12 protein-coding genes and 1 tRNA gene are annotated in these 15,175 nt (G+C 70.9%); 12 read left to right on the forward strand and 1 reads right to left on the reverse strand.

Translation table 11 applies throughout. The annotated features are described in order from the left end of the window. Positions 1–55 precede the first annotated feature (55 nt). The 8 genes from QBE02_RS15430 (at position 56) to QBE02_RS15465 (ending at position 10,707) form a co-directional block, all read left to right on the forward strand. Entirely contained in the window at positions 56–976 is a 921-nt protein-coding gene (locus QBE02_RS15430; protein ID WP_279366505.1) for a M23 family metallopeptidase, read from the forward strand. A gap of 338 nt (positions 977–1,314) precedes the next feature. Then, positions 1,315–1,812, forward strand: a complete 498-nt coding sequence (locus QBE02_RS15435; protein ID WP_056229154.1) for an HNH endonuclease — start codon at positions 1,315–1,317, stop codon at positions 1,810–1,812. A gap of 67 nt (positions 1,813–1,879) precedes the next feature. Continuing rightward, positions 1,880–2,437, forward strand: coding sequence for a cysteine hydrolase family protein (locus QBE02_RS15440; protein WP_279366506.1), 558 nt, complete (start codon positions 1,880–1,882; stop codon positions 2,435–2,437). Positions 2,438–2,581: 144 nt separating this feature from the next. Next, the gene (locus QBE02_RS15445) at positions 2,582–3,310 is read left to right on the forward strand and encodes a hypothetical protein (RefSeq protein ID WP_431844572.1); all 729 of its coding nucleotides are present in this window, start codon (positions 2,582–2,584) and stop codon (positions 3,308–3,310) included. Beyond that, a complete protein-coding gene (locus QBE02_RS15450; protein WP_279367903.1) occupies positions 3,310–4,854 on the forward strand; it encodes a DNA polymerase Y family protein in 1,545 nt (514 codons plus the stop codon). Before QBE02_RS15445 ends, QBE02_RS15450 begins: the two co-directional genes overlap by 1 nt. Before the next feature lie 39 nt (positions 4,855–4,893). Continuing rightward, positions 4,894–8,445: an error-prone DNA polymerase gene (locus QBE02_RS15455; protein ID WP_279366507.1), complete on the forward strand. Its 3,552-nt coding sequence runs from the start codon at positions 4,894–4,896 to the stop codon at positions 8,443–8,445. Positions 8,446–8,509: 64 nt separating this feature from the next. Then, positions 8,510–9,874 carry a DUF2510 domain-containing protein gene (locus QBE02_RS15460; RefSeq protein WP_279366508.1) on the forward strand — a complete coding sequence of 455 codons (1,365 nt, stop codon included), beginning with the start codon at positions 8,510–8,512 and terminating at the stop codon, positions 9,872–9,874. 167 nt (positions 9,875–10,041) lie between these two features. Beyond that, positions 10,042–10,707 (forward strand): peroxiredoxin-like family protein, encoded by a 666-nt coding sequence (locus QBE02_RS15465; protein WP_279366509.1) that lies wholly within the window; start codon positions 10,042–10,044, stop codon positions 10,705–10,707. A 56-nt stretch (positions 10,708–10,763) separates the two neighbouring features. Here the strand turns inward: QBE02_RS15465 and coaBC are convergent, their stop codons facing one another. After that, positions 10,764–11,966, reverse strand: coding sequence for a bifunctional phosphopantothenoylcysteine decarboxylase/phosphopantothenate--cysteine ligase CoaBC (gene coaBC / locus QBE02_RS15470; protein ID WP_279366510.1), 1,203 nt, complete (start codon positions 11,964–11,966; stop codon positions 10,764–10,766). A 193-nt stretch (positions 11,967–12,159) separates the two neighbouring features. Here coaBC and QBE02_RS15475 point away from each other — a divergent pair, with 193 nt between their 5' ends. The 4 genes from QBE02_RS15475 (at position 12,160) to QBE02_RS15490 (ending at position 15,154) form a co-directional block, all read left to right on the forward strand. Continuing rightward, complete coding sequence (locus tag QBE02_RS15475) at positions 12,160–12,924, forward strand: NRDE family protein (RefSeq protein WP_279366511.1); 765 nt, start codon at positions 12,160–12,162, stop codon at positions 12,922–12,924. A gap of 14 nt (positions 12,925–12,938) precedes the next feature. Beyond that, a tRNA-Arg gene (locus tag QBE02_RS15480) sits at positions 12,939–13,011 on the forward strand. Positions 13,012–13,233: 222 nt separating this feature from the next. Continuing rightward, positions 13,234–14,424 (forward strand): thiolase family protein, encoded by a 1,191-nt coding sequence (locus QBE02_RS15485; RefSeq protein WP_279366512.1) that lies wholly within the window; start codon positions 13,234–13,236, stop codon positions 14,422–14,424. After that, on the forward strand, positions 14,417–15,154 hold the full coding sequence (locus QBE02_RS15490) for an enoyl-CoA hydratase/isomerase family protein (protein ID WP_279366513.1): 738 nt from the start codon (positions 14,417–14,419) through the stop codon (positions 15,152–15,154). The genes QBE02_RS15485 and QBE02_RS15490 overlap by 8 nt, the downstream gene beginning before the upstream one ends. Positions 15,155–15,175 lie beyond the last annotated feature (21 nt).

Here is a 15,175-nt window from a genome sequence, read left to right on the forward strand (position 1 = left end):
CATTCGAGTGCTGACGAGCCAGCGTCCCCGAAGACGCAGAGGCGCCGGAGGAACTTTGGCTGAACACAACGAGCCCGCAGCGGACCTACCCGAAGGTGCCGCGACGGGACCCACCCGCAAGGGCGCGCGCGCCGCGGTGACCCGCCCGACCGGTCGCGCCCTGCAGATCACGGCCCCCGCGACCGCACCCGTCGCACGCACCGCTCCCGCTCGTAGCGCCTCGTCGCCGCGTCGCGTCGGCAAGCCGTTGCGCAGCGCCGTCATCCTGTCGATGGTCGCCGGGCTCGTCGCCACGGTCGCCATCCCCGCGTACGCGGCGACCATGCCGGCCGCCGAGACCATGACGCTCCAGCAGATGTCGGCCGCCGACAACCAGTCGCTCGTCGTGGCCTCGGACGCCACCGCCGAGACCCTCGACCGCAGCAGCTACTCCGCCACGACCGCCGACGAGATCCAGAAGAAGAAGGATCAAGAAGCCGCCGCGGCTGCCGCCGCGGAGCGCGCGCGTCAGCTGGCCGCCAACGCCACGAAGGCGTCGACGTCGGTGAGCTCGATCGACCTCAACATGACCGCACCCGGATCGGGTGAGGTGCGCTGGCCGCTGACGAGCTACACGCTCGGCCGTGGCCTGTGGGACTCCGGTTACCACCAGGGAGTCGACCTCCTCGCCCCCGGCGGACAGCCCATCTTCGCGGCGGCCGGCGGAGTCGTCAGCGTCTCGCAGGAGAGCTACGGCGGCTACGGTGTCGCGATCGTGATCGAACACGTGATCAACGGTCAGAAGGTCTCGACCACGTACGGTCACATGACGTACGGCAGCCGTCAGGTGCAGGCCGGACAGACCGTCGCCCCGGGTCAGCTCATCGGCCTGGTCGGCTCGACGGGCAGCTCGACCGCCAACCACCTCCACTTCGAGGTGCACATCAACGGCTCGGTCGTCGATCCTTACGCCTGGCTGCAGCAGAACGCCGGCTGATATTCCACACGAGGCGGCGTGCCGGAGGACATCGTTCTCCGACACGCCGCTTCTTGTTTCCCTCCGCGGCCGACCCCGGGCGTGTCGCAGTGGGTTAGCCTGTCAGCGACGTCGGAAGAACCGAAGGGACATGCCGATGAACACCAGTCCGCGCATCCGCACCATGGATGCGCTCGGGCTGCTCGTTCTTCGGCATCGTGTGTTCGGATGCCGCGGTTTCACCGTGACCTCCCAGGCGCTGTCTGCCTAGACAGCGCCTTTTTCATACCCTTTCGCACCTTCCGTCGTCGCGAGTCGAACATCCGAGAAGCCGTCTCGGCCATTCGAGAGGACGAGAAATGCGCACACTGGTGCTGAACGCGGGCTACGAGCCCCTCGCGGTCGTGTCGTTCAAGCGAGCCCTCGTGCTCGTGATGAACGACAAGGCCACCGTCGTCGAGAGCATCGACGAAGACCCGGTCTGGGCCGCCCACGGAACCTATGATCGCCCGGCGGTGATCATCCTGACCCGTTACGTGCGGGTTCCGGGGGCCCGCCAGGTGCCGGTCACCCGTCGAGGGGTCCTGCGCCGCGACGCCCACCGTTGCGGATACTGCGGCAAGGCCGCGTCGACGATCGATCACGTGCTGCCCCGTTCGCGCGGCGGCAAGGACACGTGGGAGAACCTCGTGGCGTGCTGCCTGCTGTGCAACAACGTCAAGGGCGATCGCACTCCTCAGGAGATGCGGTGGGAGCTGCGGCTCGTCCCGGCGCCTCCGAGGGGATCGTCGTGGACGGTGCGCGGTGTGGACAAGAGCGACCCGCGGTGGGAGCCGTACCTGGCGTTGGCCGCGTGAGACCGGCATCCGGGATCCTTCTGCGCACGTGTGGTGGGTGAGGCGTTCCGGGTGATGGGATGGGGGCATGACTCGTGCTCTTCTCGTCATCGACATGCAGCGGGGTTTCGACGACCTCTCGTTCTGGGGTCCGACCGCGAATCCGGATTGCGAGGCGCATGTCGCGGCGCTGATCGATGCGTGGCGTCGTGACGACGAGCCGATCGTCGTGGTACGCCATGAGTCGGCGTCCGTCGGTTCCCCCCTTCACCCGGATGCCGAGGGCAACGGGCTCGTCGACGCGGTCGCCGCTGCTCCCGCCGCTCTCGTCGTCTCGAAGAGCGTCAACTCGGCGTTCTACGGAGATCCCGATCTGAATGTGTGGTTGCACGAGCGCGGCATCCGGGAACTGGTGATCTGCGGCATCCAGACGAACATGTGCGTCGAGACGACGGCGCGGATGGCGGGCAACCTCGGCTACGACGTGACGGTCGTCCTGGATGCCACGCGCACCTTCGACCTGACCGGGGAGGTCGCGGGGCTCGGTACCGTCACCCGCACGGCGGCGGAGCTCATGGCGAACACCGCCATCGTGCTGCAGCAGGGGGGATTCGCGCGGATCGCGGCGACGGCCGATCTGGTCTGAGCGGGGCTGTCACCGGCGGGACGCGGGGGAGCCGGTGTGCTGATCCGGTCGCGCGATCGGGGCTGTCCGCCCAATGTCGGAGGTCGATCGTATCTTCGACCCACAGGGATTGAGGTCATCGAACAGATGTTCTAACCTGTGGGAGTGAGGGCGATCGTGAGAGACCAGGTACAGGACGTACCCGACATCCATGCGCTGCGCGATCGCCTCGAGCGCATGCAGGGGCGGCGCATGGACGCACCGGTCCTGCCGACGCATCCGGCTTTCTCTTCGCTGCTGCCCGGTGGGGGATTGCGGTCGGGGTCGGCATACGCGCTGGCCCGCTCGGCGTCTCTTCTGCTGGCGCTCATGGCGCGACCCTCGCAGGACGGCGCGTGGTGCGGGGTGATCGGCATGCCCGAGCTCGGAGTCGAGGCCGCCGAGAAGTACGGTCTCGACCTCGATCGACTCGTGTTCATCCCCGACCCGGGTCCCCGATGGCTCGCCGTGACGGCGACGATCTCCGAAGTGCTACCCGTGGTGGCGGTGCGCCCTCCCTCGGGGTCGACGGCCGCCCGCGGAGGTGCCGAGACCACGAGACTGGCCGCGCGGCTCCGCGATCGCGGTTCGGTCCTGCTCGTGCAGGGAGCCTGGCCCCAGGCCGAGGCGGTGATCGATGTCGCCGATCCGCGGTGGTCAGGGCTCGGCCACGGACACGGGTACCTCGCCGGGCGTGAGCTGACCGTGTCCGTGACCAGCCGACGCTCGCCGAACGCCCGACGCGCGCGCATGCTGCTGCCCGCCGCAGACGGGACGATCGAGCTGCTGGGTGCTCCGGCGGAGCGACTGGTTCCGCGCGAGCGCGATGCCTTCCCGGTGCGGGCGGTGGGATGATGCAGGCCCCCACGCGCAGCCTCGTGCTGTGGTTCCCCGACTGGCCCATCACGGCGTTCTCGAACGAGGCGGTGAGCCCTCCCCGGCCGGATGCCGCGGTGGCGGTGTTCTCCCACAATGTCGTCGTCGCCTGCTCGTGGGCCGCCCGGGCGCAGGGCGTGCGCCGCGGACAGAAGCGCCGTGATGCGCAGGCGCTGTGCCCGGGACTGCAGGTGGTGCCGGCCGATCCCGTGCGAGATGCACGAGCATTCGCCCCGGTCGTCGCCCGGATCGAGGAGCGCGCTCCCGGCGTTCAGGTCGTCCGGCCCGGTCTCTGTGCCCTCCGCGCACGAGGACCGGCGCGCTATTACGGCGGTGAGGTCGAGGCTGCGCGCATGCTGATCCGGCAGCTCGACGACGACGGGTTCGGGGGCGTGCGCGCGAGTGTCGCCGACGGGGTGTTCACCGCGGAGCAGGCGGCTCGGACGGCACCTGATGACGACCCCGTCCGCATCGTCGAGCCCGGTGGGGCCGGGGCCTTCCTCGCGCCCCTGTCGATCGCGACTCTCGACGACGCCGAGTTCGGCAGCCTGCTGTCTCGACTGGGAGTGCACACCCTGGGCGAACTGGCGGGACTCCAGGTCGAGCGGGTGCGGGAACGGTTCGGCGAGAGGGGGGTTCGCCTGCACGCCCTCGCCGGGGGACTCGATTCGCAGCCGGTCCAGCCACGGACGCCCCCTCCCGAGTTGCACCGCGACGTCGCCTTCGAACCGCCTCTCGAGCTCGCCGACCAGGTCGCCTTCGGCATGCGTGTCGCCGCCGAGGAGTTCATCGCCCAGCTCGGCGTGCACGATCTGGTGTGCACCGAGCTGCGCGTCGTGCTCTCGGGTGAACGAGGAGAACGCAGTGAGCGCGTGTGGCTGCACCCCGGTTCGTTCGACGCCGCCGGGGTGGTCGACCGCGTGCGCTGGCAGCTCGCCGAAGACGCGCAGGGCATCTTCGGTAGCGGGGTCGCGGGGGTGCACATCGAGCCGGAGGCCGTCGACGCCGCAGCGCACCACGCCAAGGGGCTGTTCGGGGCCGGACCCGACGAGCGGGTGCATCACGCTCTCTCTCGCGTCCAGGCGATGCTCGGCCACCGCGGCGTGGTCACCCCCACGATCGGTGGCGGACGCTGGCTCGCCGAGCGTCAGGTGCTCGTGCCGTGGGGTGATCGGGCGATCACCGAGAAGGTGCGGACGCGGCCGTGGCCGGGCAGCCTCCCCGACCCTCTGCCCGCCACCGTCTATCCGGAGCCGCGTCTGGTGGGGGTCACCGACATCGCCGGTGCGCCGGTCACGGTGGGCGAACGCGACGTGCTGAGCGCTCCGCCGGCCGTCCTCGAGACCGCCGGGCAGCGACGCCGCATCAGCGAGTGGGCGGGTCCGTGGCCGATCAGCGAGCGGGGGTGGGATGCCCTGCGGGCGCGCAAGGCTCACCGGTTCCAGGTGGTCGACACCGATGGCGGTGCCTGGTTGCTGGTGGTCGAAGAGGGCGAGTGGAGAGCAGAGGGACGCTATGACTGAGGCTCCGCGCACCCCCGGTCCGCAGAAGGGGTCGCGCTGATGGGGTGGACCAACCCTCCCGTGAAGTGGTCCGAGCTCGAGCGCGTGCTCAGCGACGCCCGCAGACCCACCGGCGCACCGCCGAACGGCGACGGCGGTGACAGCCCCGCCTGGTCGCACAAACGCGGAGCCTACGTACCGCCCTCGATCGAGCGGCCCACCGATACGGTGCCCTACGCCGAGCTCCACGCGCACTCGTCGTACTCGTTCCTCGACGGCGCGTCCTCACCCGAAGAACTCGTCGAAGAGGCCGAGCGCTTGGGGCTGCACGCTCTCGCCCTCACCGACCACGACGGCTTCTACGGCATCGTGCGATTCGCCGAGGCGGCCGAACAGCGGGCCGTGAACACCGTCTTCGGCGCGGAGTTGTCGCTCGGGCTCCCCGGCCCCCAGAACGGGGAGGCGGACCCGACCGGCTCGCACCTGCTCGTCCTGGCCCGCCAGGAGGAGGGTTATCACCGCCTCGCCGCCGCCATCACCCACGCCCAGCTGACCGGTGCAGAGAAGGGCCGGCCGGTCTACGACCTCGAAGACCTCGCGGAACGAGCCGGGGGACCGGGCGACCCGCAGTGGGCGGTACTCACCGGATGCCGCAAGGGGGCGGTACGCCAGGCGCTCGCCTTCGAGGGTCCGGCCGGAGCCGCGCGTGAACTCGACACCCTCGTCGACCTGTTCGGCACCGAGGCGGTCTATGTCGAGCTGATGGATCACGGCGATCCGCTCGACTCGCGCCGCAACGACGTCCTGGCCGCGCTCGCCGCCGAGCGAGGGTTGCCGATCCTCGCCACCAACAACGTGCACTACGCCGCTCCGCAGAAGGAGCTGTTGGCCGCCGCCGTCGCCGCGGTGCGGGCGAACCGGGGCCTCGACGAGCTCGACGGCTGGCTCCCCTCCCATGCCGGGGCGCATCTGCGTTCGGGGGTCGAGATGGCGGCGCGGTTCCGGCGCTACCCGGGAGCGGTGGCGCGCACGGTCGAGCTCGCCGATGAGATCGCTTTTCCGTTGCGTCGGGCCAAGCCCGCCCTGCCGAAGCAGAAGGTACCCGAGGGGCACACGCCCATGTCGTGGCTGCGGCACCTGGTCTGGGCGGCCGTACCGCGCAAGTACCCGAATCTGTCCGACGACGACCGGCGACGCATCGAACGCGAGCTCGAGGTCATCGAGATGAAGGATTTCCCGGGCTACTTCCTCATCGTCTACGGCATCGTGGCCGAGGCGCGGCGGCGCGGAATCCTGTGCCAGGGGCGGGGGTCGGCGGCCAACAGCGCCGTCTGCTATCTGCTCGACATCACCGCCGTCGACTCGATCTTCTACAAGCTGCCGTTCGAACGGTTCCTCTCGAGCCTGCGCGACGAAGAGCCCGACATCGACGTCGACTTCGACTCCGACCGTCGCGAAGAGATCATCCAGTGGGTCTACGGCGAGTACGGGCGTGAACGAGCGGCGCAGGTCGCGAACGTGATCCAGTACCGCCCCAAGAACGCCGTGCGCGACATGGCCCGTGCGCTCGGGCACTCCCCGGGCCAGCAGGATGCCTGGTCGAAGCAGGTCGAGCGGTGGGGAGCCACCCTCGAGAGCGGAGCCGATCACGACATCCCCGACCAGGTCATCGAGTTCGCGTCGGAGCTGTTGAAGGCGCCGCGCCACCTCGGCATCCACTCCGGGGGAATGGTGCTCACGGACCGCCCGGTGGGCGAGGTCGTCCCCATCGAGCACGCGCGGATGGAGAACCGCACGGTGATCCAGTGGGACAAGGACGATGCCGCGTGGATGGGGCTGGTCAAGTTCGACCTCCTGGGCCTCGGCATGCTCGCGGCCCTGCAGTACTGCTTCGACCTGATCCGCGACGCCACGGGGGAGGAGTGGGAACTGTCGACTCTGCCGAAGGAAGAGAAGGCGGTGTACGACATGCTCTGCCGTGCGGATTCGATCGGGGTGTTCCAGGTGGAGTCGCGCGCGCAGATGGGTCTTCTGCCCCGGTTGCAGCCCCGCACGTTCTACGACCTCGTGGTGCAGATCGCCCTCATCCGCCCCGGCCCGATCCAGGGCGGGGCCGTCCACCCGTTCGTGCGCCGCAAGCTCGGCCAGGAGCCGATCACCTACGTGCACCCCAAGCTCGAGCCGGTGCTCTCACGCACCATGGGAGTACCGGTGTTCCAAGAACAACTCATGCAGATGGCCGTGGCCATCGGCAACTGCTCCGCCGAAGACGCCGATCTGCTGCGTCGCGCCATGGGATCCAAGCGTGGTCTGGAGCGGATCGACTCCTTGCGGGAGACGCTCTACGCGGGCATGGCCGAGAACGGCCTGGTGGGGCAGGTCGCCGACGAGCTCTACGCCAAGATCCAGGCCTTCGCGAACTTCGGTTTCGCGGAGTCGCATTCGCTGTCGTTCGCTCTTCTGGTCTACGCCAGCTCCTGGATCAAGCTGCACTACCCGGCCGCCTTCCTCGCCGGGCTCCTGCGCGCACAGCCCATGGGGTTCTACTCGCCCGCCACACTCACCGCCGATGCCCGCCGGCACGGGGTGCAGGTACGTCGGCCCGATCTGCTGCGCTCGGGGGTCGAGGCGACCCTCGAGCCTGTGGACGACACGGACAGCGAGAGGGGATCGGAGCGGACGGATGCCGCGGGGACGGCGAGAGGGGCGGATGCCGCGGGGGCGGCGAGAGGGGCGGATGCCGCGGGGGCGGATCCGGCGGGGGCGGCGTCACCGGGTTCGGCACCGCGGCGGGCGAGGAGGCCGGCGACCGGGCTCAAGGCGTGTGCTCACGCGATCCAGCCGCCGACGGGGGAGTTCGACCCCGCCGAGGCCGATGAGACGCTCGCCCATCGCCGCGACGGGGGTTTCGCCGTGCGTCTCGGGCTGGCCGGCGTCACCGGAATCGGAGCCAAGGTCGCCGCGCGCATCGTCGACGAGCGAGAGAACGGCGGAGACTACCGCGACCTGCGCGACCTCGTGCGGCGGACGGGATTGGTCACGGCTCAGCTCGAAGCCCTCGCCACGGCGGGAGCGTTCGACTGCCTCGGGCACACGAGGCGCGAGGCGATCTGGTTGTCGGGGTCGGCCGCCCTCGACCGTCCGGAGTTCCTCCCCGACTCCCTGGTGGCCGTCCAGCCTCCTTTGTTCACCGACCCGTCGAGCTACGAGATCCTCGCATCCGACCTGTGGGCCACGGGCCTGTCGGCGGACGACCATCCGCTCACCCATTTCCGGGCCGCGCTCGATGCCCGCGGGGTGCTGACCTCGCGTGAGCTCCGCACCTTCGAGACCGACCGGCGCATCGAGGTGGCGGGGCTCGTGACGCACCGACAGCGGCCGGCCACGGCATCCGGGATCACGTTCCTCAACCTCGAAGACGAACACGGCCTGATGAACATCATCTGCTCGGTCGGCGTGTGGAACAGATACCGCCGCGTCGCGCGCGAATCACCCGCTCTCATCGTGCGCGGGATGCTGGAACGCTCGGTTGAGGGAGTGACCAACGTGGTCGCCGACGGATTCACCGATCTGCGCGTGGGAGTGTCCCACGCGTCGCGAGACTTCCGATGACGTCGGACGCCATCACTAGACTCGGGCCATCTCGCCCGGTTCCGCACCTGACAGGGGAAACGACATGACCGACACTCCCACTCCGCCCGACGGCTGGTATCCCGACCCCGCCGGAGGGGGCGGTCTGCGCCGCTGGAACGGCACCGGCTGGACCGACGAGGTGCGCTCCGCCACGGAATCCGCGTCGGCGCACGACGCCGCGCCGCGACCCGGCGACAGCTCGGCGGACCAGGGCTCCGCGGCCACCGAAGGGTCGTCGTACGACATCTCGTCGAGCCTCGACCCGCAGGAGCACTCCGCAGGCGCGGCGCACGAGGGAGCGTCGGCCGACGCTTCGGCGCACGCGGGCACTCCGTCGCACGAAACCCCGTCGGCGTACGCCGCAGGCGGTGCGGACAGCCACGACACGCACGGCCCTGTCGGCGCGCACGGTGCGGCCGTGCCGCTCACCGCCTCCGAGCCGGCGGCTCCTGCTCCGCACGACCCGGCTCCGCACGACTCTGTCGCGCACGACTCAGCCGCGCACGACTCTGTCGCGCACGAGTCCCCGTCGCATGACTCCGCAGCGCCCGAGTCCGCCTCGCACCGCTCGGCGTCGCACGGCTCGACATCGTCCGACTCCGCGCCCTCGGCGGCTCCGGATTCGGCGTACTCCGCCGCCGGGGCAGCCGCCGGCGCGGGCGTGCCGCCCGTGGCTCCGCCCGCAGCCCCCGTGGCTCCGCCCACCGCCCCCGTCGCTCCGCCCGCAGCCCCTGCCTACACGTCCGCGCCGGCTTTCCCGGGCGCGCCGGCTTCCTCCTCCGCTCCGGCGTACCCCTCCGCTCCGGCGTACGCCGGAGCGGCCGGGGCCGGCTACGCCGCGGTTCCGGGCTACCCGAGCGCACCCCCGGTGTCGTACGACACCGCGGCCCCTCGCCGCGACATCAAGACCAACACCGTGTGGGTGTGGCTCATGGTCTTCCTCCCGGTGCTCAACCTGCTCGGAATAGTCATCTTCGACTGGTCGTCGTACTTCCGAGACTCCTTCTACGCCGGTGTGTACTCCTACGACTCCGGCTCGGCGTCGATGGCCGGTACCAACGCCGCGACCGCACTGATCACCGTGGTGACATCGGTCGTCAGCATCGTCGTCTCGGCGCTCACCGTTCTGTTCGCCTTCCTCGACTGGCGTCAGCTGCGCGCGCGCGGTGTCGATCGCCCGTTCCACTGGGCCTTCAGCTTCTTCGTGCTGGTCGTCGGCTCGGGCCTGGTCTACATCATCGGTCGCGGCGTGATCCTGCGTCGCCGCACCGGCTCGGGCCTCGCTCCGATCTGGGCGTCGGTTGCGGTCAACCTCGCCGTGGTGGTCGGGTTCATCGTCTGGATCGTCGTGCTGGTGTCGCAGCTGACAACTCTCATCAGCGAGTTCTCCAGCAGCTACGGGTACTGACGCGAAGGGGGTGCGGCCGATCTCGTCGGCGGCGCCCCCTTCGCCCTCGTCGATGACGCTGTATGACGCTGTGTTCCGTTCCGCGACGGCGTCGCCCCGGGCCCGCCGTGGCGGACATACGCTCCTCGAACCGACGCCCGATGTCGGTTCCGCCGGGGAGGCCACACATGTCCGCACCATCCATCGCCCAGCAGATCGACGACTTCAACGCCGGTTTCGAGGCGCAGATCGGCGATCGTCTCGCCGCTGTCTTCTCGGATGAGCAAAGTGAACTCCGTGCGGCCGGCGTGCCGATCAGCGCGCTCGGCGCAAACGACACCGCTCCCGACGCCGACCTGCTCACCGTTGAGGGCGAGACCGTTTCGTTCTCCTCCGTCCGCGACGACGCCGTGACCGTCGTCGTCTTCTACCGCGGAGCGTGGTGCCCGTACTGCAACATCACGCTCCGCACCTACCAACGGGATCTCCTCCCGGCGCTCGAGGAGCGCGGAGCACAGCTCGTGGCCGTCTCGCCCCAGACTGCCGACGGCACCGCGCAGAGCCAGACCAACGGTGCCCTCGGGTTCACGGTCCTCTCCGACCCCGGCAATATTCTGGCTAACCGGTTCGGAATCGTCACCGAGCCGAGCGGGCACGCGCAGCAGGCGCACACCGAGCTCGGTTTCGCCGTCTCGGACAGCAACGCCGACGCGACGGCGCGCGTGCCCTTCCCCTCCGTGTACGTCATCGACGGAGCGGGGCGCATCCGCTTCGCCGACATCCATGTCGACTACACCTCCCGCACCGAGGTCACGGACATCGTCAGTGCCGTCGACAGCCTCGACGACAACTGATCCGCGTCGACCGCCGGGGCCTTGCGCCGGGGCGGCCGACGCGGGGCGCGAGCGGTTCAGCGTCCGCGCACCGTCAGAACAGCGTCGATCACCGCGTGAGCTGTGTCGTCCTTCGAGCCGGACGCCGTCCCCAGGACCTCGCCGGCAGCGTCCACGATCATCAGCTTGTTGTCCGCCGCTTCGAATCCGCGCGTCCAACCGACCGCGTTCGCGGCCAGAAGGTCGACGCCCTTGCGTGCGGCCTTCATGCGAGCGCGCTCGAGGAGCTCGTCGTCGTCGGCCACGGTCTCGGCCGCGAACCCGACGATCGTCTGCCCGGGGCGGCGGGCGGTGGCGAGTCCCGCGAGGATGTCGCGGTTCTCGCGCAACTCGAGCGTGAGGCCGCCGGGGGAGTCCTGCTTCCGGAGCTTGTGTTCCGACACCGCGGCGACGGAGTAATCGGCGACAGCCGCCGCCATGACGATCACGTCGGCGTCGGGGGCCACGGCATCCATCGCCCGTCCCAACTCGTCAGCGGTCCCGGCGGCGATCACTTCGACGCGAGGGTCGGGGCGCACGTCCGCGTCGAGGTGCGCGGCGACGAGCGTCACGCGGGCGCCCCGGTCAGCGGCGGCCCGTGCGATCGCCACGCCCTGCCGACCGCTCGAGCGGTTCCCGAGGAACCGCACGGGGTCGATGGGCTCGCGCGTTCCCCCGGCGCTCACGACGATCGAGAGCCCCTCGAGGTCGCGCGGACGCCCGACGAGCGCCAGGGCCGCGGCCACGATCTCTTCGGGCTCCGACATGCGACCGGGGCCCGAGTCGCCGCCCGTGAGCACGCCGTCGGCCGGTCCGACCACGTGCACGCCGCGAGAGCGCAGGACGTCCATGTTGTGCGCGGTGGCCGGGTGCCGCCACATCTCGGTGTGCATGGCCGGGGCGACGACGACCGGAGCGGTCGTCGCGAGGAGGGTCGTGCCGAGCAGGTCGGACGCCAGCCCCGCCGTCATCGCCGCGAGCGTGTTCGCGGTGGCGGGGGCGACGATCACCAGGTCGGCGGACTGGCCCAGCGCGACGTGCCGGACACGCGCGACGTCATCGTGCACCGAGGTCGTCACAGGGTTGCGGCTGAGGGCCTCCCACGTGGGCAGGCCGACGAAACGCAGGGCGTCCGCGGTCGGGATCACGTGCACGTCGTGCCCCGCCTTCACGAGCAAGCGCACGAGACTCACGGTCTTGTAGGCGGCGATGCCCCCGGTCACTCCCACGACGACGAACATCGTCCCAGTCTTCCAGGTCGGCGTCCGCGACGGGGGTGGTGCGATGAGAACAGGGGGAGCGACGGGAACAGGCGGTTCCGACGCCGAACGGCCTGTTCCCGTCGCGCGGCCTGTTCCCGTGACGAACACGGGCCGCCGCACGGGGCTTCCGCGGCCCGCCCCGTCCGGGCCTCGCGCGGGTAGCGTTGTCGGAATGTGCACGGTCGTGATTGACGTTCCCGCGAGTCCCGGTGAGCCCGTACGGGTGCTCGCCGTCCGCGATGAGGACCGCGACCGCCCCTGGCGGGGCATCGGTGCCTGGTGGCCCGAGCGCGACGGTGTCCTGGGCGTGCGCGATGACCGCGCCGGAGGAGCGTGGCTGGCCCTCGACCCGGCCGCTCGCCGGCTCGCGGTTCTGCTCAATCGCGAAGACCTGTCCGACCGTCCCGACGACGGCCTCGTGAGTCGGGGCGGTGTTCCCCTCGATGCGGTGGGGGCCGGCATCCCGGATCATCCCGCCACGCGGGGGTTCAACCTCGTCGAGGTAAATGCCGCGGGAGCGCACCTCGTGGAGTGGGACGGCGTGGTCTCGCGTCGCACCGCACTCGCCCCGGGCACGCACATGGTCGCCCACCACGCGGTCGACGACCCGGGAACCCCGCGCATCGCGCGGTGGCTCGAGGCGTTCCGCGCGGCCGGCCCGGCGGCCGGCTCGGACTGGTGGATGCCGTGGCTCGGCGTGATCGAGAAGGCGACGCACGAGCCCGAGTCGTCGATCCTGCGGCGGGATGCCCACGACGGGCTCGTCCTCGAATCGCTCCTGGTCTGTGCGGTGAGCATCCGGCCCGACGGCGTGGACGTGCGCGAAGCGACCCTCGCCGAGCCGGGGCGATGGGACGACGGTCTGGTCGCGGCGCTGCGGGAGCGCACGCCGCTGACGAGCGCCGACCGAACCGCCCGGGTCGAAGCGCCGCAGTAGGCTGGGACGATCCCGCCTCCGTAGCTCAGGGGATAGAGCGCCGCACTCCTAACGCGGGCGTCGCAGGTTCGAATCCTGTCGGGGGCACTCCATCGCGACGTCGCCGTCGCATCTTCTTCTGCGCTCGGCGCGACGCACCCCGCGCGCGACGTCGCTTCGGCAGCGTCCGACGTGCCGTGATTCCGACGACGTCCGTCTCGGCGTTGCCTCCCCGCGTACCGCCGTGGCATGATTACTGAACGATCGGTCGGAAAACCTCGCAGGCGAGGTGGACGGGCCCCGCCAGAGTCGGCGGGGGAGAGGAAGACGATGACGGACGCGTTTCTCATCGGCGGTGCGCGCACCCCGGTCGGGCGGTACGGCGGGGCGCTGGCATCCGTTCGTCCCGACGATCTCGCGGCCCTCGTCGTGGCCGAGGCGGTGGACCGCGCGGGCGTCCCCGGCGAGGCGATCGACGACGTGATCCTCGGTGCTGCGAACCAGGCGGGGGAGGACAACCGCAACATCGCCCGCATGGCCGTGCTGCTCGCGGGGCTGCCCGACAGCATCCCCGGTCTGACCGTCAACCGCCTCTGCGCCTCGGGAATGAGCGCGATCGCGCTCGCCGCGCAGGCCGTGCGCGCGGGGGACGCCGACCTCGTCGTGGCCGGCGGTGTCGAGTCGATGACCCGCGCGCCCTGGGTGCAGGCGAAGCCCGAGAAGGCCTGGGCGAAGCCCGGGGCGGTATTCGACACCTCGATCGGCTGGCGCTTCACCAACCCTCGTCTCGCCGCGCGCGAGAAGGCCACGTTCTCGATGCCCGAGACGGCCGAAGAGGTCGCGCGCCTCGACGGGATCTCGCGGGCGGATGCCGATGCTTTTGCCCTGCGCAGCCACGAGCGCGCGATCGCGGCCCAGGATGCTGGTCGCTTCGCGAGCGAGATCGTCGCGGTCGACACCGGCCGGGGCGTCGTCGACACCGACGAGGGACCGCGCCGCGACACCTCTCTGGACGCGCTCGCGCGGCTCAAGCCGGTCGTGAAGGACGGCGAGGTCGTCACCGCGGGCAACTCCAGCTCGCTCAACGACGGGGCCTCGGCCCTCGTCGTCGCGAGCGCCGAGGCCGTCGAGCGCTACGGACTCCGGCCCCGGGCTCGGATCGTCGCGCACGCCTCCGCGGCTCTCGCCCCCGAGATCATGGGCCTCGGCCCCGTGCCCGCAACCGAGAACGCCCTCGCGAAGGCCGGGCTCTCGGCATCCGACCTCGGCGCCGTCGAACTCAACGAGGCGTTCGCCTCGCAGTCGCTCGCGTGCGTGCGGCGCCTCGGGCTCGACCCCGAGATCGTCAACGCCGACGGCGGGGCGATCGCGCTGGGGCATCCGCTGGGCTCGAGCGGCTCGCGGCTCATCGTGACGCTGCTCGGCCGGCTCGAGCGCGAGGGCGGGCGGTACGGCCTCGCGACGATGTGCGTCGGCGTCGGCCAGGGAACGGCGATGATCGTGGAGCGGGTCGATGGCTGAAACCATCCGCATCGACGCCACCGCCGACCGCGTCGTCGCCACCCTCGACCGCCCCGAGGTGCGCAACGCGATCGACCAGGCCATGGTCGACGAGCTGCACGCCCTGTGCGCCCAGCTCGAGGCGAACCCGCGCACCCTGATCCTCACCGGCGCGGGCGGTGTCTTCGCCGCGGGAGCCGACATCGCCCAGCTGCGCGAGCGCACGGGAGACGACGCGCGACGCGGCATCAACGCGACGGTCTTCGATCGCATCCGGCACCTCCCGATGCCCGTGATCGCCGCGGTCGACGGCTTCGCCCTCGGCGGGGGAGCCGAACTCGCGTACGCGGCCGACATCCGCCTCGGCACCCCCCGCGTGCGCTTCGGCAATCCCGAGCCGGGCCTCGGCATCATCGCCGCCGCCGGTGCGTCATGGCGTCTGCCCGAGATCGTCGGCCACGCCCGCGCGAGCGAACTGCTGCTCACCGCGCGCGTGATCGACGCCGACGAGGCCCTCGCCTGGGGGCTGCTGTCGAGCGTGCACGAGCCCGACGACCTGCTCGCCGCCGCGCACGCGATCGCCGACCGCATCGCCGCGAACTCGGCGCGCGCGACGATCCTCACCAAGCGCGCGCTGCTCGCGCCTCGCGCCGAGCATCCCGCGATCGACGGCGAGCTGCAGGCCGAGCTCTTCGACAGCGCCGACAAGCGCGCCCGCATGACCGCGTTCCTCGAGAGGAAGAAGAAGTGACCCTTCCCGAGGCCACGTCTC

Origin of the sequence: Microbacterium testaceum (assembly GCF_029761935.1) — a bacterium.
Classification (GTDB): Bacteria; Actinomycetota; Actinomycetes; order Actinomycetales; family Microbacteriaceae; genus Microbacterium; species Microbacterium testaceum_A.